Here is a 24,735-nt window from a genome sequence, read left to right on the forward strand (position 1 = left end):
CTCATGCCATGGGGCCGACGAGCAGCCATTGCCACGACTCCTTTCCGAACACGGCCTGCTGGCCGCCCGTCGAGCCGATCTCGACGTCGTTTCCGTCCGGGCCGGTGGTGGTGCCGGTCTCCGGGTCGTACGGGGTGACGTACGCCGCCTGGTTCGCTCCCCCGCCGGAGGCCGACGCGCCCGGGGCGTTCTGCGCGCCCCGTACCGACGACTGGCCGCCGCGCGGGAGAGTGCAGCGGGCGCCGGTGTTCGCCTCGCGGGTGCTGGTGTCCGCCGGGTCGCGGCGTGCCGTGCCGTACCCCTGCGTGCAGGCCGGCGGGTCGTCGGCGTTCAGTACCAGGCCGAAGTGGGTGGTGCCGTCGCCCGGAACGACCGTGTAGCTGCCCGCGACCATCAGCGGGAAGGTGACCAAGGCCTGCTCCACACCGGGGAGGCGGGCCAGCGTGACCTGGCCGCCGCTGATCAGGTTGGCCAGCAGGACCGACAGCTGCGGCCCGGCCGACTTCAGCAGCGAGTTCAGCTCCTGCGCCGCCGGCCGCGCGTTGCCGATCAGCTTGCGCAGGTCCCCGTCACTGGACTTCAGCTGGGCTGACAGCAAAGCCAGATCGCGCGCGAACGACTTGATCGAAGAGCCCTGGTCGGCCTGCGTCTTGAGGACCTTCCGTGAGTCCTCGATCAGGGCGATCGTCTCCGGCAGCGCCTCGGACGCCGACTCGACCAGGGTGTTGCCCGAGTCCACCAGGCGGCCCAGGTTCGGGCCGGTGCCGGCGAACGCCTTGCCCAGTTCGTCGACCGTGACCCCCAGGTCGTCCTTGCCGACCGAGTTCACCAGGCGGTCCAGGCCGAGGACCATGTCCGTCGTCGACAGCGGCACCCGCGTGCTCTCGCGCGGAATCGTGCTGCCCTCCAGCAGGTACGGGCCGCGGGAGGTGCGGGGCTGGAGGTCGACGTACTGCTCGCCCACCGCCGAACGGTTCGCCACCACGGCCAGCGTGTCCGCCGGGATGCGCGGCGCCCCGTCCTCGATGTCGAGCGTGACCGAGACGCCGTCCGGGCCGGTCAGGCGCAGGGCGCCCACCTTGCCCACGGGCACCCCGCGGTAGGTGACCTCGGCGCCGGGGAAGACGCCTCCGGAGTCGGCGAAGTCGGCCCGCACGGTGTAGCCGCGGTCCAGGACCTCGTCCACCAGGCCCGTGTACTCGGCGCCGACGTACGACACCCCCACGGCGGTGAGGGCGGCGAAGGCGATCAGTTGCGCCTTGACCGTACGGGTGATCACGGCTGGACCCCCTTCAGCATCAGCTCGGCGAGTTCGAGGTCGATCCCCTCGGGCCAGTCGCCCCGGGTGCGGTGGCCGCCAAAGCCGTAGCCGGCGGTGCACACCGGCGGGCACAGCGGGTCGTCGCCGCCCGAGGGTGCCGACGGCACGCTCGGACCGCTCGGCAGCGCGGTGGGCTTCGGCACGTCCGGCAGATCCGGTGCCTGGGGGAGATCCGGTACGTCCGGCAGGTCCGGGGCCTCGGGAAGCTCCGGTGTCCGCGTGTCCCCGCCGTTCCCGCCGCCCGGCTCGTCCGTCAGGTTGCCGTAGATCCCGGGCAGATCGAGGTCCGCCGTGATGTGCAGGTTGACGTAGTCGCCCTTGATGGCGTCCACCACGTTGCGCGGGAACGGGTACGTCGTCAGCAGTTCCAGGGAGTTGGGCAGGTCGCTGCCCGCCTTGTTGAGCTGTCGCAGGATCGGCCGCAGCCGCTTGAGGTTGGCGACCGTGTCCTCGTGGGAGGCGTTGACCACCTTGGTGCCGGTCTTGCCCAGCTTGGACAGGGCGGTGAGCATCCTCGTCAGATCGCGGCGCTGGTCGGCCAGGACCTTCAGGGCGGGCGGCATCGTGTCGACGGCCTCGGCGATCGTCGTCTTCTCCTTGCCCAGCCGTTTGGCCAGCCGGTCCACGGCCTTCAGCGCGCGGACGATGTCCTGGCGCTGGCCGTCCAGGCCGCCGATGAAGGTGTCGAGTTCCTTGAGCAGGGACTTGACCCGGTTCTCCCGGCCTTCCAGGGCCTTGTTCAGCTCCGTGGTGATCGTCTTGAGCTGGGCCACGCCGCCGCCGTTGAGCAGGGCGGACAGCGCGGACAGCACCTCCTCGACCTCCGGGTTGCGGCCGCTGCGGGACAGGGGGATCACGTCGCCGTCGCGGAGCCGGCCGACCGGTGTGCCTTCCGGCGGCGCGGCCAGCGCCACGTACTTCTCGCCGAGCATGCTGGTCTGCCGCAGCCCGGCCACGGCGTTGGCGGGCAGCTTCACCGAGTCGGCGACCCGGAGGCGGACCCTCGCGTGCCAGCCCTCCAGCTCCACCTTCTCCACCGCGCCCACGGTGACGTTGTCGACCTTGACCGCCGACTGCGGCACCAGGTCGAGGACGTCGCGGAACTCGACGGTGACGTGGTAGGCACGGCCGTCGTCGGCGGCTCCGCCGGGGAGCGGGACGTCGTACCAGCCGTTGAACTCGCAGCCGGACAGGAGCACCGTTCCGACGGCCGCCCACGCGACGGCCCCGCTCCTGCGCGGGGGCCTCATGCGCTCGCCCCCAGGATTCCGCCGAGGGTGCGGTCGACCGTGCCGGTGCCGGAGGTGCCCCGGGGCACCTCGGGCAGGGAGTCGAAGAGGTCCCTCAGGTCCGCGCAGTCGGCCTTCTCCCCGGTCGTCTTCAGGATCGAGCACAGCAGTGCGGCCGGATCCTGCGGATGATCCGGGTTGTTGCGGGTGTCGAGGGTGCCGGCGGCGGGGTTGTAGGCGTTGTTCAGGTTCGACATGCCCGTCGGCGCGACCTCCAGCAGCTCCTCCAGCGCCGCCCGCTGGGTGACGAGCACCTTGGTCACCTTGCTCAGGCCCTCCACGTTCGACGTCAGGGACTTCTTGTTCTTCTTCACGAAGGCGGACACGTCACCGAGGGCCGTGCCGAGGTGCTTCAGCGCGGCCGCCAAGTCCTTGCGCTCGCCCGCGAGTTGCCCGGCGACCTTGGCGAGGCTGCTGTTGAACGACCGCACGCTCTTGTCGTCCGCCGCCAGCGCCGCCGTGAACACCTGAAGGTTGCGGACCGTGCCGAACAGGTCCGTGCGGCCGTCGGACAGGGTCGTGACCGCCTCCGAGAGGTCCTCCACCGTCTGGTTCAGGTTCTCGCCCTGGCCGTCGAGGTTGTCGGCGCTGACGCCGAGCAGCCGTGACAGGGCGCCGTCCTTGTTGGCGCCCTCGGGTCCCAGCGCCTCGGCCGTGGTGTGCAGGCTGTCGAAGACGCGGTCCAGTTCGACGGGCACGGCCGTGCGCGACTCGGGGATCTCGTCCCCGTCCCGCAGGACCGGGCCGCTCCGGTACACCGGCAGCAGCTGCACGTAACGGTCGCTGACCACCGAGGAGTTGATGATCGCGGCCTGTGCGTCCGCCGGGACCTTGCGGTCCGCGTCGTACTCCAGCTCCACCCGCACCCGGCCGCCCTCCGGCGTGATCTTCTTGACCTCGCCGATCCGCACGCCCAGGACGCGGACGTCCGAGCCGGGGTAGATGCCGACGGTGCGGGGGAAGTACGCCGTGACGCGGGCCGGCTCGGTCCGCGGCCACAGGACGTAGGTCAGCGCGGCGACCAGGGCCAGGACGGTCAGCAGGGCCAGGCTCTTCTTCCAGCGGTTCCTCACCGCGCACCTCCTGTCCCCGTCCGCGGCACCACCGGGGCGGCGACCAGGTTCTGGACGTAGGAGTCGAACCAGCGGCCGTTGCCGAGGGTGTTGGTGAAGACGCGTACGTACGGAGCCAGGAGCTTGATGCTCCGCTCCAGGCCGGCTTGGTTGCGTTCGAGCATCTTCACCACGGTGTTGAGGCCCTTGAGCGCGGGCCCGATCTCCTTGTCGTTGTCCTGGACCAGGCCGGAGAGCTGGATGCCGAGCGCGGCGGAGGTCTTCAGCAGCTTGTGGATCGCCGCACGCCGCTTGCTGATCTCCTTGAACAGCTTGTCGCCGTCCTCGACGAGGGCGGTGAAGTCGCCCGACCGGTCGGCGAGTACGCCCGTCACGCCGTTCGCGTGGTCGAGGAGCTCCCCGAGGGCCTTGTCGCGCGAGGCCACGGTCCGGGAGATCTTCGACAGGCCCTTGATGGACTCCCGTACCTCCTGCGGTGAGTCCTCGAAGGTCGTCGAGATGGTGTCCAGTGCCTTCGCCAGCTGCTCGGTGTCGACCTTCTCCGTCGTGGTGGTGAGATCGCTGAACGCCTGCACGACGTCGTAGGCGGGGACGGTCCGCTCCAGCGGGATCTCGCTGCCGGGCTCCAGCCGGCCCCGCCCCCTCGGGTGCAGGGCGAGGTACTTGGCGCCGAGGATCGTCTTGACCCGGATCGACGCGCCGGTCCCGGTGCCGAACGCCGGCTCGTCCTTGATCTTGAAGGTGACCTTCACGTGGTCGCCGTCCAGGTCGACCTCCTCGACCTTGCCGACCTTGACCCCGGCGATCCGCACCTCGTCGCCCGGCTTGAGACCGCCCGCCTCCGCGAAGGCGGCGCTGTACGTCTCGCCGTCGCCGATCACCGGCAGGCGGTCGGCGTTGAACGCGGCCACGGTCAGCAGGGCGAGGACGGTGAGTCCGACGGCGCCGATGACGATGGGATTGCGTTCGCGGAAGGGGCGGAGGTGCGGACGGCGCAGCCGTATCCTCGGCAGCTTCGGCGGGTCGACGCGGACTTTGACCAGCGGCTGTGGACGCGGCTTGCGGCGGGGCAGGAGCCGTACCTCCGGCAGCCGTACCCTCGGCAGCTTCGGCGGTTCCACCCGCACCTTGACCAGTGGCTCCGGACGGTGCTTGCGGCTCATGCCCCGCACCTCGCCCTCGCCACGTGCATCTCGGGCGTGAGCACCTGCTTCGTCTTCGGCAGCACGATCCGGCCGTCGAAGTCGCACAGGTAGAAGTTGAACCACGAGCCGTAGGACGCCGTCCCCGTCAGCTCGGTGAGCTTGTTCGGCAGCCTCTTCAGCACGCCCTCCACGGTCTTCTCGTTGTCGTTCAGCGTCCCGGTGAGGTCGGTCAGTTCCGCGATGTCGTCCTTGAGCGGCGGGCGCGCGTCCTTCAGCAGGCCCGAGGTGGCCTCCGTCAGGTCGCCGATGCTCACCAGCGACTCCCCGATGGGCTTGCGGTCGGCGGACAGGCCGGAGATGACCCGGCGCAGCTGCTTGAGCAGTCCGGAGAAGCGGGCGCCGCGCTTGTCGAGCGTCTTCAGCACGGTGTTGAGGTTGTCGATCACCGAGCCGATCAGCTTGTCGCGGCCGGCCAGTGTCGTGGTGAGCGACGCCGTGTGCGTCAGCAGGCTGTTGACCGTGCCGCCCTCTCCCTGAAGGGTCTTGATGATCTCGGTGGCCAGCTGGTTGACGTCCTTCGGGCTGAGCGCGGCGAACAGCGGCTTGAAGCCGTTCAGCAGCGCGTTCAGATCGAGGGCGGGCTGGGTGCGCGCGAGCGGGATCGTTCCGCCGGGGCGCAGCCGGGTGCCGTCGCCGGCGCCCTCGGTCAGCGCGACGTACCGCTGACCGACCAGGTTGCGGTAGCGGATGACGGCGCCCGTGCTGGTGAGCAGCGGCCGGTCCCGGCTGACCGTGAAGGTGACCTCGGCCAGCGTCCGGTCCTTGATCCGGATGCCCGCGACCTCGCCGACCCGCACCCCGGCCACCCGGATGTCGTCGCCCTCCTCCAGGCCGGTGACGTCGCTGAAGACCGCGCGGTACTCGTGCTCGGGCGTGAGGGAGATGTTCACGATGGTCGCGGCGAGCAGGGCCGTCGCCACCACCGTCACCAGCGCGAAGAGACTGAACTTGATCAGCGGAGCGGCGGTCTGCCGGGCACCCGTGGTGCTCATGCGACGCTCACCGCCGTCCCGCGCGCCATCGGCCCGAACAGCAGCGTCGCGACCGGCGGCACCTCGTCAGCAGGCACACCCAGCACCGGTGCCACGAGCGAGCCGACGGCCCGCTGCTCTGCCCGGGTGGCGGAGACGCCGAGGGGGCCGCCCGAGGCCGTACCCGGCTCTTTGGAACCGTCGTCGAGGCGGGCCCCGGGCGCCGGCACCGGAGGATGCGGCAGATCACGGCAGTCCGGGCCCGACCGCTCGCCGTAGCGCGGTTCCTCACCCGGTTCGTACGCACCCCGCGGCCGCACGACCTCCAGCGTGATGTGCATCTTCCCGCCCCGGAACGCCTCCTCGGACGCCTTCTCCTGCCGGACCAGGCCGGCCAGCAGACAGGGGTACTGGGGGGAGTAGCGGACGAACAGCTCCAGCGTGGGGCGGGAGACCCGGCCGAGGGTGATCAGCCGGTCGCCGTTGGCGTCGAGGAAGTCGTCGGCGGTGCCGGCGACGGTCGCCGTGGTCGTCAGAGCCGCCGCCAGCCGGTCCTTCTGATCGACGATCGTGCGGCTGGTGGTGACGGTGTTGCGCAGGATCTCCATCAGGTCGGGCGCCGCGTCGCCGTACATCTCGGCGACGTCGGCGAAGCGTGCGATGTCCTCTTTCAGGGACGGCAGGTGCGGATTGAGGCGGCGCAGGTAGGCCTCCACTCGCGTGAGGTTGTCGCCGATCCGGTCGCCGCGTCCCTCCAGGGCGGTGGCGAACGCGGAGAGCGTGGCGTTGAGCTTGCCGGGCTGCACGGTCCGCAGCAGGGGCAGCAGGTCGTTCATCAGTTGCTGGACCTCGATGCCGACGCGGGTGCGGTCCTGGGTGATGACGTCCCCGGCGCGGATGGGCCGGGCCGCGGAACCGCGCGGTGCGATCAGGTCGACGTACTTCTCGCCGAACAGCGTCTTGGGCAGCAGGCGCGCGCGCACGTCGGACGGGATATGGGCGACGTGCTCCGGTTTCAGCGCGATGTCGAGCGTCGCCTTCGTCCCGTCGGCCCGCACCTCGCGCACCTCGCCGACCAGCAGCCCGCGCAGCTTGACGTCGGCGCGCGGATCGAGCTGGTTGCCGAGGTTGTCGGCCTCCAGCGTGATCCGCACGACCGGCGTGAACACCTGCCGGTAGACGGCGACGGACAGGGACAGCAGCAGCGCGAGCACGGCGATGAAGACGACGCCGTACAACCTCAGTCGCAGCACCCTCATTCGGCGGCTCACCCCGCGATCCGTACGGTCGTGCTGGCGCCCCAGATCGCCAGCGACAGGAAGAAGTCCAGGACGTTGATCGCCACGATCGAGGTCCGCACCGCACGGCCCACCGCGACGCCGACCCCCGCCGGGCCGCCGCTCGCGTAGTAGCCGTAGAAGCAGTGCACCAGGATGATCAGGACGGCGAAGACCAGCACCTTCCCGAAGGACCACAGCACGTCCACCGGGGGCAGGTACTGCTGGAAGTAGTGGTCGTACGTGCCCGTGGACTGCCCGTAGTAGCCGGTGGTGATGGTGCGGGCGGCCAGGTACGAGGAGAGCAGGCCGATCACGTACAGCGGGACGACGGCCACGAACCCGGCGATCATCCGGGTAGTCACGAGGAACGGCAGCGAGGGCACGCCCATGACCTCCAGCGCGTCGGTCTCCTCACTGATCCGCATCGCGCCGAGCTGGGCGGTGAACCCGGCGCCGACGGTCGCGGAGAGGGCGAGCCCGGCCACCAGCGGGGCGATCTCGCGGGTGTTGAAGTACGCCGAGAGGAACGCGACGAAGTTGGAGGTGCCGAGCTGGTTGAGCGCGGCGTACCCCTGCAAGCCCACTTCCGTGCCGGTGAAGAACGACAGGAAGGCGATCACACCGACCGTGCCGCCCACGACGGCGAGCGCGCCCCGGCCGAAGCTCACCTCGGCGAGCAGCCGCAGGATCTCCTTCTTGTAGCGGCGCAGGGTGCGGCCGGTCCAGGCCAGCGACCGCCCGTAGAAGGACAGCTGGGCACCCAGCTCCTCCAGACGACTCAGCAGCGCCATGTCTCAGCCCTTCTGGGGAACGACTTGGAAGTACACGGCGGTCATCACGAAGTTCGTCACGAACAGCAACATGAAGGTGATCACCACCGACTGGTTCACCGCGTCGCCCACACCCTTGGGCCCGCCCTTCGCGGTCAGCCCCTTGTAGGAGGCGACGATCCCGGCGATCGCACCGAACACCAGCGCCTTGACCTCGGCCGCCCACAGGTCGGAGAGCTGGGCGAGCGTGGTGAAGGAGGCCAGGTAGGCGCCGGGAGTGCCGTTCTGGAGGACGACGTTGAAGAAGTAGCCGCCCGCCACGCCGACCACTGACACCAGGCCGTTGAGCAGCACCGCCACCAGCATCGACGCCAGCACGCGGGGAACGACCAGCCGGTGGATGGGGTCGATGCCCAGCACCTGCATCGCGTCGATCTCGTCGCGGATCTTCCGCGCCCCGAGGTCGGCGCAGATCGCCGTGCCGCCGGCGCCCGCGATCAGCAGCGCGGTGACGATCGGCGAGGCCTCGCGCAGCACGGCGAGCACGGAGGCGGCCCCGGAGAAGGACTGGGCGCCCAGTTGCCGGGTCAGACTGCCGATCTGGAGCGCGATGACCGCCCCGAAGGGGATGGAGACCAGGGCCGTCGGCAGGATCGTCACGCTCGCGACGAACCACGCCTGCTGGATGAACTCCCGTGCCTGCAAGGGCCGTCGGGGGATCGTCCGGACGACGTCCAGCGCCATCGCGAAGAGGCTGCCGGAATGCCGCAGCGCTCCGGCCGGTGACAGGCTCATGCGCCGGCCACCTCCTTGTGGTGGAGCCGGGCCTCGCGCCGTGCGATCGCCTGCCAGCGGGGCGGGCGGGTGATGCCCGGACCCGGCAGCAGGCGGGGAGTCAGCTGCTGCACGCGCGCGCTGTCGTCGATCTGCGCGAGCTCCTGCTCGACCTGCGCCGCGTCCTTCTCCTCCGCCATGCCGATGGGGCCCTGCATCCGGCCGTTCAGGAACTGCCGTACGACGGGCTCGTCGCTGGTCAGCAGCTCTGCGCGCGGCCCGAACATCACCAGTTCGCGGCGGAAGAGCAGCCCGATATTGTCCGGCACCTGGCGGGCCGAGGCGATGTCGTGCGTGACGATCAGGAAGGTCGCGTCGATCTGGGCGTTGAGGTCGACGATGAGCTGGTTGAGGTAGGCGACGCGGACCGGGTCCAGGCCCGAGTCGGGTTCGTCGAAGAGGATGATCTCCGGGTCCAGGACGAGGGCCCGGGCCAGCCCGGCGCGCTTGCGCATCCCGCCGGAGATCTCGCCGGGCAGCTTCCCCTCGGCGCCGATCAGCCCGACCATGTCCATCTTCTCCAGCACGATGCGCCGGATCTCGCTCTCGGACTTACGGGTGTGCTCGCGCAGGGGGAAGGCGATGTTGTCGTACAGGTTCATCGAGCCGAACAGCGCGCCGTCCTGGAACAGCACGCCGAAGAGCTGGCGCACCTCGTACAGGTCGCGCTCGCGGAGCTTGGTGATGTCCCGGCCCTGGATCGTGATCGAGCCGCGCTCCGGCTTCAGCAGTCCGACGAGCGTCTTGAGGAACACGGACTTGCCCGTGCCCGAGGGGCCGAGCATGACCGAGACCTCCCCGGCGGGCAGCGTCAGCGAGACGTCCTGCCAGATGACCTGGTGACCGAAGGACTTGGTCAGCCCTTCCACACAGATCTCGACACCCATCCGGTCCACCCTTCAGCCCGTGGAGCAGTGCCCCTGGAGCAGCTCTGACATCTGCTCTACGGGGAGGGGCGGAGGGTCCGTCGCTGGTGTGGCGGATTTTTTTCGGGCGGGTTTCCGGGCGGTGCTTTCGGGTCGGTTTCGGGGCAGCGCTCTCGGGTCGGTTTCGGGGCAGCGCCTTCGGGCGGTGCCGGGCAGCGCTACCGGGTCGGTTTCCGGGCAGCACCTTCGGGCGGGGCCGGGCAGCACCCTCGGGGCGGTGCCCGGCAGCGCTACCGAGCAGGTTCTCTGCGGCGCTACGGAAGCGGGCTCGCCGTGAGCTCGGGGAACGAGGTGGACGGCGCGTCGGATGTCTCGGAAGCTTCCGGGACGGCCGTGGCCGCCATGTCCGACGGCACGGCGGAGAACTCCACCGGCAGGTCGGGGACATCGGGCACCTGCGGGACCTCCGGCGCGGACAGCCCGGGCAGCGGGGCCGCCGGGACCTCCGGAACGTCCGGGACCTCCGGAACGTCCGGGACCTCCGGAAGGTCCGGGACCTGCGGAAGGTCCGGGACCTGCGGAACATCCGGGACCTGCGCGACGACCGGGACCTCCGGCAGCGACGGCACGGACAGCGGAAGGAACGAGTCGCCGGCGGGAGCCCCGGGCGCCCCGCGCTCGCCTGCGACAGCCGTGGGCTCAGTGCTCCGAGGCGTACGGCCCTCGTCACCGCCGTCCGGCCGCATCACCTCCGCACCCGGAGAGGCGACGACGGGCCGAGGCACCGCACCGCCCCCGCCTCCGCTGCCGTCGAGGGCGTACGGCAGCACGAACCCCGCCACCGCCAAGGACGCCGCCGTCGAGGCGACCGCCACGGCCTGGGCTCTGCCGACCCCGCGCGGCCGCCCCCACCCGATCAGGAACAGCGCGAACCCGAGCGTGGCGGCCAGCGACTGCCGCAGCGTCCGCCGGGCCCGGGCCAGCAGCGACTCGACGGTCCGGTAGCTCAGCCCCATCCGGACGGCGACCTGGCCGACGTCCAGGTCCTCCGACTTCAGCCGCAGCGCCTCGGCCTGCCGCGCGGGCAGCTCACCGCTGCGCACCGCCAGCCACTTCGCCTCGGCCCGGTCGCACACAGCCTCCTCGACGGGCACCGGACCTGGGGCGATGAGCGTCGGGCTGGTCCGCACCTCGGCCTCGCGGTTCATCTGCCGGTAACGGTCGACGCACAGGCGCATCGTCACCGTCGTGAGCCAGGCCGCGAGCCGTTCCTCGTCCAGGTCGGGCCGCTCGGCGGCGCGCAGCATCGCCTCATGCACTGCGTCCTCGGCGTCCTCCGCACTCATCGACCTGCGCCGGGCGACCTTGAGCAAATGCTCGCGGTGGCTCCACATGTGGCGCCACCGCTCGTCGGCCGCGTGCATCTCCACAGGTGTCTCTGCGGGCATGTCCGTCGCCATGAGGACCCCTTCGCGCTCACCCACCGGCCTCGTGCTGTCCGGCGGGGGGCGACATTACCGCCCAGTATCGGCGGTTGTGGAGGGGGAGACGGTCATCGAGTCCGCGCTGTTACTGGTGATCGGGGCGCCGCTGGGCAGCAGGTTCTCGCCGGGGAGCTCCATGTCCGGGTCGGGGACGGGGAGTTGCGTCTCGTCCGGCTTCTCGGGTTCGGTGGCCGGGCCGGTTCCGGCCGGGGCCGGGGAGCCGGGGGTCGACGGCGTACGGGACGGCGGGGCACTCGGCCGGGCGGAGGGTGTGCGCGACGGCTTCGGTGCGGCGGCCGGCCGCGACGGCTCCGGGCGTGCGGAGGAAGACCCGACGGAGCCGTCCGGCACCACCCGGTGCCCTTCCATGAAGTACGTGTACCAGGCCCTGACCGTGCGCAGATACGCCACCGAGTGGTTGTAGCCGAGGATCGCCCGGTCCAGCTCGGCGGGGACGGAGAGGTCCCGGCCACCGGCACACAGATACCATCCGGCGGCGAGTGCCGCGTCGAAGACGTTGTTCGGATCCGTCCGCCCGTCGCCGTTGCCGTCCGCGCCCCAGCGGGCCCAGGTCGACGGGATGAACTGCATCGGCCCGACCGCACGGTCGTACGCCGTGTCCCCGTCGTGGACACCTCCGTCGGTGTCCCGGATCAGCGCGAAGGCCACGCCGTCCAGCCGCGGCCCGAGGATCGGCGCCACGGTCGTACCGTCCGACGTCACCCTGCCGCCCCGCGCCTGCCCCGACTCCACCTGCCCGATCGCCGCCAGCAGCTGCCAGCGCAGCCGACAGCCGGGAGCCTCGCGCGCGAGCCGCTCCTCGGCCCGCCGGTAGGCGGCGAACACACTCGCCGGCAGCGCGCCGCCCACCTCCGCCGCCGCCCCGCCGCCCGCGCGCTTCACGCTCGGCAGCGGCGGAAGCTCCGTGCGGTACGGGGCGTCGCCGGACACGCTCGGTCCGTGCTCGGCGGGTGCCTGCCCGGGAGCCGGTGCGGAAGCCCGCGCCGGGACGGCCCCCGGCGCCTGTGACGCGGTGAGCGCCGCCATCGCCGCCACCGCGGCCGCCGTACCCCTGACACGTCTGCCCCTGTGCCCTGCCACGTCCTGTTCCCCTCCCTGTGAGCTCTTCTCGTCGTCTGCTCTACGGGGGAGGGCGGTGGGTCCGTCGCGCGGGTTTTGCGCACGTTGCCGCTACGGCGGATTCCGCGCTCCGTCAGCGCTTTCTCCGCTCACTGGTCGACGAGGCGGGTGGCCACGTGCTGGGGCACTCCGAGCAGGCGTACAGACCGGAGGGCAGACGGGCCGCGGCGGCAGCCAGGGCTGTGAGCAGGTCGAGATGGCTCTGGAGGCCGGCGCCTCCCTAAGAACTCCTAGCCTCCCTAAGAACTCCTAACGGAAAGCCGCCGTGCCGCCCGTCGCTTCCTGGCGGCTCGGTCCGGCCGCGTACGCCAGCGGAGGGGCGATTGCCTGGGCATCCGCTCCCTCGCCGACCCACAGCGCGATGAACAGTGCGGCGGTCGCTTCCAGGAGTCCCGCACGTTCGAGACCGCCGCCGGCCACGGGTTCACAGCCCACGTCCCGCACCAACTCACGCACACGCACGAGAGCCGTCTCGTCGTCCCCGCAGACCGGAACGGCCAGTGGTCGCCCATCGAAGACGGGCGGCCGCATGCGCCACACGTCCTCGTGGCAGAGGTTGAAAGCCTTGACCACGTGGGCTCCCGGTGCTGCCGCAGCCAGTTGCTGCGTGGCTGAGGGGCCTCCTTCCGTCAGCAGCCGGAAGCCCGGCCCGACCGGGTTGGAGCAGTCGAGCAGCACCTTGCCCTCTAGGGCCGCGTGCAGGCCCCGTGCCACTTCTACTCCCGCCCCGAAGGGCAGCGCGGCCAACACCACCTGGCCGGACTCGGCCGCCGCGCGCAGACCGGCAGGCTTCGCGCTGCCTCCGATGCGCGTCGCGAGCCGCTCCGCCTTGTGTGCGTCCCGCCCCCCGATGGTCACGTCGTGCCCGGCCCGCACCCAGTGGGTGGCGAGCGCGTCGGCCATGTTGCCCGTGCCCAGTACGCCGATTCTCATCACGTGGTCCTCTCCGTGTCTGCTTCGACCGTTCACACCGACGCTAGAAGGCCGTTCGGGCACCATTTGGTAAGTGACGACCGACGCCTTCCTCGCCGACTGCCGCGCCCGCCTCGCCTTCGACCTGCTCTCCAACACCTGGAACGCCGTTGTGCTCTGGGCACTGCGCGACGGTCCCAGGCGTCCGGTCGAATTACGGGAGCGGATCGGGGGCATCAGTTCCAAGGTCCTCACCGAGACTCTGCGTCGACTGCAGTTCAACGGACTGGTCGACCGCCAGGCAGACCCCGACGCACCATCACGGGTCGAGTACCAACTCACCGCCCTGGGCCGCACCTTGCTGGCGCCCATCGACGCCGTCGGCGCATGGGCCTTCGAGTACGGCGATGAGGTCATGGCCGCCCAGGAAGCAGCATGCACTCCTGACCCGCAGTCCCCTCGCGCTTGCCCCGCACCGGCGGCACCGCTTCGAGTAGCGCGATGAGCTGGGTGACATCGTCGGCGGTTGCCGCCGGTCAGCGTGGCCCCAGGAGGGATGCCAGTGGCATCGCTGATCAAATGGTGTTTGCTACCGGTTCGCCCGTCTTGGAACCCCCCTTCAACGCCCAGATGTGGGAGCCGTCGACCGCCGCCCGGGAGAAGTCCAGGGCGTTCGCCCTGCGGAGCTTGGCAAGGAGGACCTCGTGCAGCCGGGGCCACACCCCGGCTGCAGACCACCCGGCCAGGCGGCGCCAGCAAGTCATGCCCGGGCCGAAGCCGAGTTCCTGCGGCAGATGCTCCCACGAGATCCCGGTGTGCAGGACAAACAGAATGCGCTGGAAGACCAGCCGGTCCGGATGCCGCTTGCGTCCCGGGTGTCGGGTCCGACGCTCCACCTTGGGCAGCAGCGGCTCGATCACCGCCCACAGCTCGTCGGCGCCTTCCCACGGCTTCGGCCGCGCCACCCCGCACCCCCGGATCATCAGTCCCGGAGTGATCCAACCTCCTCCAGGTGCAGGACGAAGAGCAAGCAGCCATAGACCACGGCCGTCGGCGGGAGGCCATATGGTCGTTCCCACGTGCCACGACCGCATCATTGTCAAGGGGGACCACGATGCAGGCCAAGGAGACGCTGTTCGCCGACCTCGTGCAGGGGAGGGCCCAGCAGTTCCAGGTACCGCTCTACCAGCGGACGTACTCCTGGACGGAGAAGCAACTCAGGCAGTTGTGGAGCGACATCCTGGAGCAGGCCGAACTGCTCGAGCGTGGGGAAAAGGCGGCTACCCACTTCCTGGGGTCCGTCGTGCTCGCTCCGTCACCGCAGAACGAGGCGACGTTCCCCCGCTGGCTCGTCGTCGACGGTCAGCAGAGGCTGACCACCCTCTCCATCGCCCTGGCCGCCATCCGCGATCACATCAGGGACACAGAGCCGGACGAGGCCGAACGCATCGACGAGGAATACCTGATCAACAAACGCAAGAGCGGCAGCGACCACTTCCGGCTGCTGCCGACCCAGGCTGACCGGGCGCAGTTCGCCGCGCACATCCGCGGCCCGCTCGCGGAGCGGTACCCCGGCGGCAGCGTCGCGGCGGCTTACGGCTTCTTCCGCCGCAAGCTGGTCGAGGCGGCCGATCCGGCAGCCCCGCAGGACGTGTTCCGCATCGAGCAGGCCATCACCTCCCGGCTCACTCTGGCGTCGCCAACCCGATGTTCGAGCAACCCAGCCAGGGGTGCCAAAAAGGCGCAGTTCGGCCCGGACAAGAATCAGCGGCTTATCGACTACAACACCGGGATTGATGGCCAGGAGGACTACCACGCGATCTGCGGTCCTTTGAGGATGAGCTCGCTCCCTACAGCGGCCCCGCCCGGGTCAGCGGCGGTCCCGGCACCGGCAAGACCATCGTCGCCCTGCACCGCGTCGCCCGCCTCGCCGCCGCTCTGCCGCCCGGCCACGGCAAGCCGATCCTGCTGACCACGTACACGAAGAACCTCACCGCCGACCTGCGCTCCCGGCTCACCTCGCTCATGGATCCGGCGTTGCTGGGCCGTATCGACATCAAGCACATCGACCAGCTCGCCAGAGCGTCCTCAACGAGAACACCGCGCCCGGCTCCCAGCGCAGCCTGATCACCGATGACCGGGCCCTGGACGTGCTGCGGGAAGTGCTCTTCGAACACGACGAGCAGCGCTGGGACGCCGAGTTCCTCTTCGACGAATGGGAACAGATCGTCCTCGGCCAATCCCTCGCCACCCGCCAGGACTACTTCAAGGCCCGCCGCGCCGGTATGGGCCGCGCCCTCAGCCGCCCCAAACGCGCCGCCATCTGGAAGCTGCTCGACCAGTTCACCCTGCGCCTCAACGGCCAGGGCCGTGAGACGTGGGCGCAGGCCGCGGAGCGTGCGGCACGTTACGAGATGGAACGCGCCCGCAAGATCCAGGTCCGGGCCGAGCGCAAGGAGGACATCGGCGGCGGCGACCTGACCCACCTCGACGACAACAGCTCCGGAATGCGCTATCTCCGTCACCGCTACCGGCACATCGTCGTCGACGAGGCCCAGGACCTCAGCCCCGCCCACTGGAAGATGCTGCGGGCCATGGTCGCGCCGGGCGCGGACGACCTGTTCATCGCCGGCGACACCCACCAGCGGATCTACGACCGGCAGGTCACCCTCTCCACCGTCGGCGTCAACATCCGCGGCCGCTCCTCGAAGCTGACGCTCAGCTACCGCACCACCCAGGAGATCCTCGACCAGGCGGCCAAGGTCGTCCGCGGGACCACCTACGACGACCTCGACGACGGCACCGACACCCTCGACGGCTACCACTCCCTGCTGCGCGGCCCAGCGCCCGAGTTCGTCGCCTGCGCTGACTGGACCGACGAGATCTCCCAACTCGCCGAGGCCCTGAAGCAGTGGCGCGCGGACATCGCCCAGCCCACCGAGGACGGCACCGTGCGCGATCCCAGCGGCACCATGGCCGTCTGCGTCGCCGACGGTGACATGGCCGGCCGCGTCGCCGCCGACCTGGAGATGAAGCACGGCATCAGCACGGCGACCCTCACCAAGGACGGCCCGCAGGGCGGCGGCGAGGTCCACATCGGCACGATGCACCGCTTCAAGGGACTTGAGTACCAGAAGCTCGCGGTCATCGGCGCGAGCGACGGCATCCTCCATCGAGAAGTACGAGACGACCGATCCCAAGCGGTACGAGCGCGAACTCAAGAAGAGCCGCAACCAGCTCTTCGTCGCCACCACCCGAGCCCGCGACGCATTGCGCATCTCGTGGCACGGCAAAGCCAGCCCCTTCCTGCCCTTGTAGGGGAAGACAGGCAGCAGACCCGGGTAGAGGTGGTGTCCCGCCGCGACTGTCCGGCCGGCCCGCCGACACCGGGTTTCAGAATGGCGACACCGACAGGCGATGACTCGCGGGCTACCAGCCCCCTCCGCCTTCACGTGACGATCCGCCGACCGGCACTGCCCGCGATCCCGTCCTCCAGCCGACCCCGGTCGGCGCCGCCCACACCGAGGAAGAGCACGCATGAACACGCTGGACACCCCCCTCACTCTCCCGAACGGCCAGGTACTGGCCAACCGCCTGATGAAGTCGGCGCTCAGCGAAGCGCTGGGAAACAAGCACAACGCACCCGACGAGCGCCTCGGCCGTCTGTACTCCACATGAAGCCGAGGCGGCTATGGCCTCATGATCACCGGCAACGTCATGATCGATCGCGAACAGCTCAGCGAACCGGGCAACATCGTCATCGAAGACGAACGTGATCTCGACGCGCTCTCGCGCTGGGCCAAGTCGGCCCAGAACTCGGACGGTGTGATCTGGGCACAGCTCAACCACCCCGGACGTCAAGCGAATCCCTTTGCACTCGGACACACGCCGGTGGCCCCCAGCCCGATCCCGGCACAACTGCCCGGTGCCACGACGCCGCGCGAACTGCGACCGGCCGAGATCGAGGAGATCATCGAGCGCTTCGCCACGGCCGCGGCCGTGTGCGAGACGGCCGGCTTCAACGGCGTACAGGTGCATGGGGCTCACGGGTATCTCATCTCGCAGTTCCTGTCGCCGCTGGCGAACCGGCGCGAGGACGACTGGGGCGGCGATCCGGAGCGGCGGATGCGTTTCGTCCTCGAGGTCGTCCGCCGCGTCCGCGGCCGCGTCGGGCCCGGCTTCGCAGTGGGCATCAAACTCAACTCGGCGGACTTCCAGCGCGGCGGATTCACCGAGGACGAGTCCCAGGCCGTGCTGGCCGCGCTCGCCGACGAAGGCATCGACCTCATCGAGGTCAGCGGCGGTACTTACGAGTCCATGGCGATGAGCGGCTCGGCGGCCCCCAGTACCAGGGCACGCGAGGCGTACTTCCTGGAATACGCCCGTACCGTTCGCAAGCTCGTGGGCGACATCCCACTCGCCGTCACCGGCGGATTCCGCACCCGCGACGCCATGCGGCATGCCGTAGAGGCCGGCGAATGCGACGTGGTCGGCATCGGCCGGCCGGCGATCACCACGCCGGACGCGGCCCGGCTCATCCTCGAAGGGCAGACCGAGGCACTCACGGCACGCCAGGTGCGCTACGGCATGAGAACCCTGCTGGGCAAAATCGCCGACCTCAAAACCCTGGACGGGGTAATGGACATGAGCTGGCACACCGACCAGATACATCGTCTCGGGAACGGCCTGCACCCCGACCTGAACCGCGGCAGCGTCGCAGCGACCATCGCGATGGTTCGGCGAAACGGGCGCACCTCGTTCCGCACCAAGCGAGGCGGGTCATGAGCGTCTGCGCCTTCAACGGGCTGGAGACCACGCTCGCCGCCGTCACCGCGGCGGCCAGGGCCGCTCGATCTCTTCCCTGGCACCCAACAGGGCGAGCACATGCGGAAACATAGAGCGGCAGACGAGTCGGGCTGTACGCCGGGTTCTGTTCCCGGGGTTCCTCGCGGAGCCCCGGGCGACGGCCATCCATCTAGGGCCGGTGTTGCCGCCGGCCTCGTGCGGTCTACCCGCGGACTCGGGCGGGCAGCCCTCGATCGTCCGCGCAGGGCCACCTTCGAGAAGGCGGCCCCTCTTGACCTTGCTCCGGGTGGGGTTTACCTAGCTGCCCAGGTCACCCTGGGCACTGGTGGTCTCTTACACCACCGTTTCACCCTTACCGAGGACCGAGGTCCCCGGCGGTCTGCTTTCTGTGGCACTGTCCCGCGGGTCACCCCGGGTGGCCGTTAGCCACCACCCTGCCCTGTGGAGCCCGGACGTTCCTCGGGAAGCTCCCCGTCAGGGGCACTCCACGCGGCCGTCCGCCCGGCTCGTCTGCCGTGTCGACCATGGTACCCGGCGGATGCCCCGCTTCGGCGCCGCGGCCGCCGTGGCCAGTACCGAGCCCGCCAGGATCAGGGTGAAGGCGACCCCGATGCCGAGGGTCAGCTTCTCGTCCAGGAACAGCGCGCCCGCGGCGACCGCCACCGCCGGGTTGACGTACGTGATCACGCCGGCCCGGGCCGGGCCGACCTCCTTGATCAGCTCCAGGAAGGCCACGAACGCGATCGCGGTGCAGACCACTCCCAGGCCGGCGAGGGCTGCCAGGACCTCGCCCGACGGCATGGTGGCGGGCCGGGTCAGGAAGGCCGCGGGGGCGTAGACGGCGGCCGCCAGCATGAGGCACGGGGTGATCAGCTGGAGCGTCGGGACGTCCTTGAGGTACCGGGCGGCGATCAACGGGGCCGTGGCGTAGCCGACGACCGTCACCAGCACCTCGGCCATCGACAGGGCGTCGCCGCCGGTGAGGTGCGGCAGGGTGAGGACGGTGACGCCCGCGAGGCCGAGGGCCAGGCCCGCGATGCGGCGGGCGCCCACGTGTTCCTCAGCGCCGAAGAAGCGGGCCAGGAGCAGGGCCACGATCGGCACGCCCGCGATGAGGAGGCCGGCGGTCGAGCTGGAGAGGTGGCGTTCGGCGTCGGTCAGGGTCCACCAGGGGCCGACGATCTCGATGACGGCGAAGGCCAGCATCGGCTTCCAGTGGGCCCGGACGGTGCGGGCGAAGCCGCCCTGGCGCAGGGCGAAGGGGAGCAGGAGTGCGGCGCCCAGCGCACAGCGTGCGAACACCACCATGGACGGGGACAGGTCGGCCACCGCCACCTTGATCATCAGGTAGGGGACACCCCAGACGACTCCCATCAGGGAGAACAGGAACCAGCCGCGTGCAGTCATGCGATGAGTCTCGGGCTTCTCACCCCACGGTGTCTTGAACGCTGTTGCGGTACGCCGCGACGTGAACGCTGGTGCGGTACGCCGCCGGGGTCACCCCCAGCACCCTGCGGAACCAGCGGGTGAGGTGCGCCTGGTCGGCGAAGCCGACGAGGCCCGCGACCTCCGCCGGGCGCAGTCCGGCTTCCAGGAGGCCGCGGGCCCTGGCCACCCGGTGCTGGGCGAGCCAGGCGTACGGCGGTACGCCCATCGTCGTGCGGAAGGCGCGCAGGAGCTGGTAGCGGGACAGGCCGAGGTCGGTGGCGAGGGCGGCCAGGGAGGGAGGGTCCAGTAGTTCGTCCGCCAGGCGGTCGCGTACGGATCTGGCGATGTGGCCGGCGCCGGGCACGGTGTCGTCGGTCGCCCGGGCCGTGGAGTGGCGGCGGGCCAGGGCCGTGAGCAGCCAGGGCAGCCGGGACTCTGCCTCCAGCGGGTCGGGGCAGGCGCTGATGTCGGTGTGGGCGGCGCGCAGGGCCACCGCCAGCTCCGGGTCGTGGAGGACGGCGTCGCGGAAGTGCGGGAGGCCGCCGAGGGTGCCGTCGGTGAGGAGGGCCGGTTCGGCGTAGAGGGCCTGGTAGGCGTAGCCGTCGCAGGCGGCCGGGCCGCCGGTGTGCATCTCGCCGGGCTCCAGGACGACGATCGAGCCGGGGTAGGAGTGGATGTGACCGCCCCGGTAGGCGATTACCTCCGACCCGCCGACCGTGACGCCGATGGTGAACTCGTCGTGGGCGTGGGGCGCGTAGACGTGGCTGTCGAAGTGGGCGGTGAGGAGGTCCAGCGGAGGCCCGCAGCGCCCCAGACGTGCCCTGGTCCAGCTGGCCTGTTCTCGTATCCCCATGTCGCACCCCCGCCCACAGGGGATCAGAGGAGGTCGGCCGTGTCCAGGTCGAAGGCGAACGGTTCCGGAAGAGTGATGGGCTTGCCGAAGGGGCGGGCGCAGTGCTCGCGGTAGTCGTCATCCTTCGGCTCGCTGAACACCGTGACTTGCGCCGTGTCCCGGTCGACGAGCAGGTAGAGCGGGATGCCCGCGCGGGCATAGCAACGGCGTTTGGCCTCGCGGTCGGCCTGCGGCTTGGTGTAGGTCACCTCCGCCACCATGGCGACGCCTTCGCAGGGCATCCAAGAGCCGACCCCGCCGAACAAGTCCCGCTCGATGGGGCCGAAGGTAACGTCCGGAACCAAGTGGTTCTTGGGGCAGGAGCCCCCGCTCCTCATCTTCAGCCCCTTGTTTCCCGAGAAGTCCATGTCGGTGCGTGAGCGCCTGATCACCTGCCTCACGATCCTGCTGATGTACTTCTCGTGATCCCCGTCCGGCGGCGGCGTCACAACGATCTCCCCCTCGATCAGCTCGGCCCGGAAGCCCTCCGGCGTGTCCAGGGCGAGAAAGCCCTCCAGCAGGACGTCTTCCTGCGAGAGCGGCTCGTGGGCCATGGCAGTCATGTCACGCCCCTCCTTCTGTCGCCCGCCAGACTGGGACATCGCCGAACCACCCGCCGTGAGATCGGGAACCGTTCCCTCGATCGTGGCACACGATCACGGTCGTCGTCAGAAGGCCGGACGGCGTGCTTGACCCTGCCGCAACGTCAACGTCTTCACTGGTGGCATGCGGATCGGAGAACTCGCCGCGGTCGTCGGCGTCACCACGCGGGCCGTGCGGCACTACCACCATCTGGGGCTGCTGCCCGAGCCCGAGCGGCGGGCCAACGGGTACCGGGAGTACGGGTTGCGGCACGCCGTCGTGCTGGCGCGGATCCGGCGGCTCACCGAGCTGGGGCTGGGGCTCGCGGAGGTGCGGGACGTGCTCGCGGACGAGGCCGGCAAGGACCTCGTCGAGGTGCTGACCGAGCTGGACGAGGATCTGGCGCGGCAGGAGGAGGCGCTCCGGGAGCGGCGGGCGCGGCTGCGGACGCTGCTGGACGCGGAGGGCGGGATGCCCGCCGAGGGGCCCGTGTCGCCCGAGCTGGCCGCGCTGTTCGCAGGGACCGCGCATCTGTCGGACTCGCCCATGGCCGCCAAGGACCGCGAGATCATCGCGTTCCTGGAGACCGCGGTGCCGGACGGGGAACGGGAGCGGCTGGTGTCGTCGGTGGGTGAGGCGCTGGGGAGCCCGGAGGCCGTGGCGCGGGCCGGAGAGGCGTACGCGTTGCTCGACGCGCTCGCCGGTGCCGAGCCCGGCGACCCGCGCGTCGAGGATGCCGCCGTGGCGCTCGCCGGCTGCATTCCGCCGGGGCTGTTCCCGGACATCGGCGAGCTCGGCCAGCACGACAACGTGCTGCGCGCGTTCTACGACGACCTCGCCCCGGCCCAGGCGGAGGCCGTCCGCCGTGCTCTGCGGATCCTCACCGAGGAGCGGCGATGAGGGTCGGGGGGCTGCTGATGCGGCACGAGGTGCGGTTGCTCGTGAGTCTCGCCCTGTGGGTGGCGCGGCGTACGCACGGGACGGGCGGGGGCCGGGCCTTCGGGTACGCGGGCGGGCAGGGGGCGATGATGGCCGGGTTCGCGTTCGTGTGCCTGGTCGAGACGGTCGCGTTGTCCGTGCTGCTGCGGGACTGGCCGGTCGTGCATGGGGCGGTTCTCTTCCTGGACGTGTACACGGTCGTGTTCGTCGTCGCGCTGCACGCCTCGTCCGTCGTGCGTCCGCATGTGCTGCATGTGGAGCGCGGCTCGCTGCGGATTCGGCGGTACGTCCATGTCGACCTGCTGGTGCCGCTGGAGCGGATCGCCTCCGTGCGGCGTGAGCTGCGGATGACCCACGCGCGGGCCGACGGCGAGCTGAACGTCGAGGTCGGCTCGCAGACCACCGTGACGCTCGAACTGACGGAGCCGGTCACGCACGTCACCTTCCTCGGGCGGCGCCGCGAGGTGCGGGTCATCCGCTTCCACGCCGACGACTCCGACGGCCTCGTCCGTGCCCTCGGCCGGGCGCGCGTCTGAGCTTCCCCCGGGCCCCCGTACGCTGTCGGCGGAGTTCGATCGAAGGAGTACCCGTGCTTGTCCTGCTGCCGCCGTCCGAAGGCAAGGCCTCTTCCGGCCGCGGTGCCCCGCTGAAGCCGGAGTCGCTGTCGCTGCCGGGGCTGGCCGAAGCCCGCGAGGCGGTTCTCACCGAGCTGGTCGAGTTGTGCGCCGGCGACGAGGACAAGGCGCGCGAGGTGCTGGGGCTGAGTGAGGGGCTGCGGGGCGAGATCGCGAAGAACGCCGAGTTGCGGACGGCGGGGGCGCGGCCGGCCGGGGAGATCTACACCGGCGTGCTCTACGACGCCCTCGACCTGGCGAGCCTGGACACCACCGCCAAGCGGCGTGCCGCGCGGTCGCTGCTCGTGTTCTCCGGGCTGTGGGGTGCCGTGCGGGTGACGGACCGGATTCCGTCCTACCGGTGCTCGATGGGGGTGAGGCTTCCGGGGCTCGGGGCGCTGGGTGCGCACTGGCGTACGCCGATGGCGTCGGTGCTGCCCGAGGTGGCCGGGGGCGGGCTGGTGCTGGATCTGCGGTCCGCCGCGTACGCCGCCGCGTGGAAGCCCAAGGGCGAGGTCGCCGGGCGGACGGCGTCCGTGCGGGTGCTGCACGCTCCCACCCGGAAGGTGGTCAGCCACTTCAACAAGGCGACCAAGGGGCGGATCGTGCGCAGTCTGCTGACCTCCGGGACCGACCCGAAGGGCCCGGCCGAGCTGGTGGAGGCGCTCCGGGATCTCGGGTACGTCGTGGAGGCGCAGGCGCCCGCGAATTCGGGGCAGGCCTGGTCGCTGGATGTGCTGGTGGACGAGGTGCACTAGCGCGCGTTGCGCGCCATGCAATGACCTTTGCGCAGCCTGCAAGCCGACGGCAGGATGACGCCATGGTCTCCTCTCCCCTGCCCGCCTCCGTGCTGGACTCTCCCCTGCCCGCCTCCGTGCTGGACCTCGCGCCCGTCGTCCCCGTCGTCGTCATCGAGGACGTGGGCGACGCCGTGCCGCTGGCGCGGGCGCTGGTCGCGGGTGGGCTGCGCGCGATCGAGGTGACGTTGCGGACGCCCGCGGCCCCGGAGGCGATCCGGGAGATCGCCCGCGAGGTGCCCGGGGCGGTGGTCGGGGCCGGGACGGTGATCCGGCCCGAGCAGGCCGGGCAGGCGGTGGCCGCGGGTTCCCGGTTCCTGGTGAGCCCGGGCTGGACGGACGGGCTGCTGGGGGCGATGCGGGCGTCGGGGGTGCCGTTTCTGCCGGGGGTGTCGACCGCGTCCGAGGTCGTGGCGCTGCTGGAGCGCGGTGTGTACGAGATGAAGTTCTTCCCGGCGCGGGCCGCGGGCGGTACGGCGTATCTGAAGTCGCTGTCGGGGCCGTTGCCGCAGGCGCGGTTCTGCCCGACGGGCGGGATCGGCCCGGACTCCGCCCCGGACTATCTGGCCCTGCCCAACGTGGGCTGTGTGGGCGGGAGCTGGATGCTGCCGCCGGACGCGGTCGCGGCCCGCGACTGGGGGCGTGTCGAGGCGCTGGCCCGGGAGGCGTCGGCGCTCAGCGCAGGTGGGACGTGTCGTTGAGGAGGCGGACGCTGGCGTTGCCGTCGGCGTAGTAGGCGACCACCGACAGGGACGCGGCCGACAGTTCCATGCGGAACAGGGACTCCGGCGGGGCGCCCAGGGCGAGCCGGACGAGCGTCTTGATCGGGGTCACGTGGGTGACGAGCAGGACCGTGCGGCCCGCGTGGGCGGCGACCAGCTTGTCGCGGGTGGCGGCGAGCCGGACGGCCGTCGCCGCGAAGCTCTCGCCGCCGCCGGTGGGTTCGGCGTCCGGGGAGGCCAGCCAGGCGTTCAGGTCGTCGGGGTGGCGCTCGCGCACCTCGGCGAAGGTGAGGCCCTCCCACGCGCCGAAGTCGGTCTCGCGCAGCCCGTCGTCGATGCTCACGTCGAGCCCGAGCCGGGCGGCGACGATACCGGCGGTCTCGCGGGTACGGGCGAGCGGCGACGACACGACGGCCTGGATGGTGCCTCGCCGGGCCAGCATCGCGGCGGCCCGCTCGGCCTGTTCCCGGCCCGTGTCGGACAGGGACGGGTCGGTGCCGCCGCTGCCGGAGAACCGCTTCTGGGGCGTCAGCGGGGTCTCGCCGTGCCGCAGCAGCACGAAGGTGGCCGGGGCACCCATGTCGGCGGGCGCCCAGCCGGGAGCGGCGACGGCTTTGGCGGCCCGGGTGTCGGCACCGACCTTCGCGGCACGGGCCCCGCCACCGGCGTCGGCGGTACCACGGGTATCGGCACCCACCTTCGCGGCACGGGCCCCGCCACCGCCGTCGGCGGTACCACAGGTATCGGCACCCACCTTCGCGGCACGGGCCCCGCCACCGGCGTCGGCGGTACCACGGGTATCGGCACCCA

Annotated in this window: 22 protein-coding genes, 1 other RNA gene and 4 pseudogenes; 9 read left to right on the forward strand and 18 right to left on the reverse strand. The window is 71.0% G+C overall.

Annotation, left to right across the window (positions count from 1 at the left end):
* Position 1: 1 nt before the first annotated feature.
* From ACFY5B_RS11845 to ACFY5B_RS11900, 12 genes are all read right to left on the reverse strand, one after another.
* Positions 2-1,279 carry an MCE family protein gene (locus tag ACFY5B_RS11845; RefSeq protein WP_389967954.1) on the reverse strand — a complete coding sequence of 426 codons (1,278 nt, stop codon included), beginning with the start codon at positions 1,277-1,279 and terminating at the stop codon, positions 2-4.
* Positions 1,276-2,571, reverse strand: a complete 1,296-nt coding sequence (locus ACFY5B_RS11850) for an MCE family protein (RefSeq protein WP_389967956.1) — start codon at positions 2,569-2,571, stop codon at positions 1,276-1,278. The genes ACFY5B_RS11845 and ACFY5B_RS11850 overlap by 4 nt, the downstream gene beginning before the upstream one ends.
* On the reverse strand, positions 2,568-3,683 hold the full coding sequence (locus ACFY5B_RS11855; protein ID WP_389967958.1) for an MCE family protein: 1,116 nt from the start codon (positions 3,681-3,683) through the stop codon (positions 2,568-2,570). The genes ACFY5B_RS11850 and ACFY5B_RS11855 overlap by 4 nt, the downstream gene beginning before the upstream one ends.
* On the reverse strand, positions 3,680-4,846 hold the full coding sequence (locus ACFY5B_RS11860; RefSeq protein ID WP_389967960.1) for an MCE family protein: 1,167 nt from the start codon (positions 4,844-4,846) through the stop codon (positions 3,680-3,682). The genes ACFY5B_RS11855 and ACFY5B_RS11860 overlap by 4 nt, the downstream gene beginning before the upstream one ends.
* Positions 4,843-5,880 (reverse strand): MCE family protein, encoded by a 1,038-nt coding sequence (locus tag ACFY5B_RS11865; protein ID WP_389967962.1) that lies wholly within the window; start codon positions 5,878-5,880, stop codon positions 4,843-4,845. The genes ACFY5B_RS11860 and ACFY5B_RS11865 overlap by 4 nt, the downstream gene beginning before the upstream one ends.
* Entirely contained in the window at positions 5,877-7,118 is a 1,242-nt protein-coding gene (locus tag ACFY5B_RS11870) for an MCE family protein (protein WP_389967964.1), read from the reverse strand. The genes ACFY5B_RS11865 and ACFY5B_RS11870 overlap by 4 nt, the downstream gene beginning before the upstream one ends.
* Before the next feature lie 8 nt (positions 7,119-7,126).
* Entirely contained in the window at positions 7,127-7,930 is an 804-nt protein-coding gene (locus ACFY5B_RS11875; RefSeq protein ID WP_010036859.1) for an ABC transporter permease, read from the reverse strand.
* Between the two features lie 3 nt (positions 7,931-7,933).
* Positions 7,934-8,704 (reverse strand): MlaE family ABC transporter permease, encoded by a 771-nt coding sequence (locus ACFY5B_RS11880; RefSeq protein WP_389967967.1) that lies wholly within the window; start codon positions 8,702-8,704, stop codon positions 7,934-7,936.
* Positions 8,701-9,630 (reverse strand): ABC transporter ATP-binding protein, encoded by a 930-nt coding sequence (locus ACFY5B_RS11885; RefSeq protein WP_389967969.1) that lies wholly within the window; start codon positions 9,628-9,630, stop codon positions 8,701-8,703. Before ACFY5B_RS11885 ends, ACFY5B_RS11880 begins: the two co-directional genes overlap by 4 nt.
* A 293-nt stretch (positions 9,631-9,923) precedes the next feature.
* Entirely contained in the window at positions 9,924-11,069 is a 1,146-nt protein-coding gene (locus ACFY5B_RS11890; protein ID WP_389967971.1) for a sigma-70 family RNA polymerase sigma factor, read from the reverse strand.
* A 54-nt stretch (positions 11,070-11,123) separates the two neighbouring features.
* Positions 11,124-12,140, reverse strand: coding sequence for a lytic murein transglycosylase (locus ACFY5B_RS11895; RefSeq protein WP_389968491.1), 1,017 nt, complete (start codon positions 12,138-12,140; stop codon positions 11,124-11,126).
* Between the two features lie 342 nt (positions 12,141-12,482).
* Entirely contained in the window at positions 12,483-13,166 is a 684-nt protein-coding gene (locus ACFY5B_RS11900) for an NADPH-dependent F420 reductase (RefSeq protein WP_389967973.1), read from the reverse strand.
* 73 nt (positions 13,167-13,239) lie between these two features.
* On the opposite strand from ACFY5B_RS11900, the gene ACFY5B_RS11905 reads away from it, so the two are divergent.
* The gene (locus ACFY5B_RS11905) at positions 13,240-13,650 is read left to right on the forward strand and encodes a winged helix-turn-helix transcriptional regulator (protein WP_389967975.1); all 411 of its coding nucleotides are present in this window, start codon (positions 13,240-13,242) and stop codon (positions 13,648-13,650) included.
* Here ACFY5B_RS11905 and ACFY5B_RS11910 read toward each other — a convergent pair.
* Positions 13,607-14,128 (reverse strand): annotated as a pseudogene (locus ACFY5B_RS11910) (IS5 family transposase); the annotation flags it as partial. The gene ACFY5B_RS11905 and the pseudogene ACFY5B_RS11910 overlap by 44 nt on opposite strands.
* 131 nt (positions 14,129-14,259) lie before the next feature.
* Here ACFY5B_RS11910 and ACFY5B_RS11915 point away from each other — a divergent pair.
* The 4 genes and pseudogenes from ACFY5B_RS11915 to ACFY5B_RS11930 all read left to right on the forward strand — a co-directional run.
* Positions 14,260-14,688 (forward strand): annotated as a pseudogene (locus ACFY5B_RS11915) (DUF262 domain-containing protein); the annotation flags it as partial.
* Between the two features lie 308 nt (positions 14,689-14,996).
* Positions 14,997-16,463 (forward strand): annotated as a pseudogene (locus ACFY5B_RS11920) (UvrD-helicase domain-containing protein); the annotation flags it as partial.
* Positions 16,464-16,682: 219 nt separating this feature from the next.
* Positions 16,683-16,823: a hypothetical protein gene (locus tag ACFY5B_RS11925; protein WP_389967977.1), complete on the forward strand. Its 141-nt coding sequence runs from the start codon at positions 16,683-16,685 to the stop codon at positions 16,821-16,823.
* A gap of 21 nt (positions 16,824-16,844) precedes the next feature.
* Positions 16,845-17,930 (forward strand): 2,4-dienoyl-CoA reductase, encoded by a 1,086-nt coding sequence (locus ACFY5B_RS11930; protein WP_389967979.1) that lies wholly within the window; start codon positions 16,845-16,847, stop codon positions 17,928-17,930.
* A gap of 118 nt (positions 17,931-18,048) precedes the next feature.
* Here the strand turns inward: ACFY5B_RS11930 and rnpB are convergent.
* The 4 genes and pseudogenes from rnpB to ACFY5B_RS11950 all read right to left on the reverse strand — a co-directional run bounded on the left by rnpB (position 18,049) and on the right by ACFY5B_RS11950 (position 20,825).
* Positions 18,049-18,460, reverse strand: an RNA gene (gene rnpB, locus ACFY5B_RS11935) — RNase P RNA component class A.
* 118 nt (positions 18,461-18,578) lie between these two features.
* Positions 18,579-19,358, reverse strand: a pseudogene (locus ACFY5B_RS11940) (DMT family transporter); the annotation flags it as partial.
* 19 nt (positions 19,359-19,377) lie between these two features.
* Positions 19,378-20,232: an AraC family transcriptional regulator gene (locus ACFY5B_RS11945; protein WP_389967981.1), complete on the reverse strand. Its 855-nt coding sequence runs from the start codon at positions 20,230-20,232 to the stop codon at positions 19,378-19,380.
* A gap of 23 nt (positions 20,233-20,255) precedes the next feature.
* Positions 20,256-20,825, reverse strand: coding sequence for a Uma2 family endonuclease (locus ACFY5B_RS11950; RefSeq protein WP_389968493.1), 570 nt, complete (start codon positions 20,823-20,825; stop codon positions 20,256-20,258).
* A 172-nt stretch (positions 20,826-20,997) separates the two neighbouring features.
* On the opposite strand from ACFY5B_RS11950, the gene ACFY5B_RS11955 reads away from it, so the two are divergent.
* The 4 genes from ACFY5B_RS11955 (at position 20,998) to eda (ending at position 23,904) form a co-directional block, all read left to right on the forward strand.
* Positions 20,998-21,753, forward strand: coding sequence for a MerR family transcriptional regulator (locus ACFY5B_RS11955; protein ID WP_389967983.1), 756 nt, complete (start codon positions 20,998-21,000; stop codon positions 21,751-21,753).
* Positions 21,750-22,328, forward strand: coding sequence for a hypothetical protein (locus ACFY5B_RS11960; protein ID WP_389967985.1), 579 nt, complete (start codon positions 21,750-21,752; stop codon positions 22,326-22,328). Before ACFY5B_RS11955 ends, ACFY5B_RS11960 begins: the two co-directional genes overlap by 4 nt.
* Positions 22,329-22,381: 53 nt before the next feature.
* Complete coding sequence (gene yaaA / locus ACFY5B_RS11965; RefSeq protein ID WP_389967986.1) at positions 22,382-23,164, forward strand: peroxide stress protein YaaA; 783 nt, start codon at positions 22,382-22,384, stop codon at positions 23,162-23,164.
* A gap of 62 nt (positions 23,165-23,226) precedes the next feature.
* Positions 23,227-23,904 carry a bifunctional 4-hydroxy-2-oxoglutarate aldolase/2-dehydro-3-deoxy-phosphogluconate aldolase gene (gene eda / locus ACFY5B_RS11970; RefSeq protein WP_389967988.1) on the forward strand — a complete coding sequence of 226 codons (678 nt, stop codon included), beginning with the start codon at positions 23,227-23,229 and terminating at the stop codon, positions 23,902-23,904.
* Here the strand turns inward: eda and ACFY5B_RS11975 are convergent.
* A partial coding sequence (locus ACFY5B_RS11975; RefSeq protein WP_389967990.1) for a bifunctional RNase H/acid phosphatase occupies positions 23,879-24,735 on the reverse strand: 857 nt, incomplete at its 5' end. The two genes, eda and ACFY5B_RS11975, sit on opposite strands and share 26 nt — an antisense overlap.

The sequence above is a fragment of the Streptomyces sp. NPDC013187 genome (genome assembly GCF_042899705.1).
GTDB lineage: Bacteria > Actinomycetota > Actinomycetes > Streptomycetales > Streptomycetaceae > Streptomyces > Streptomyces hawaiiensis_A.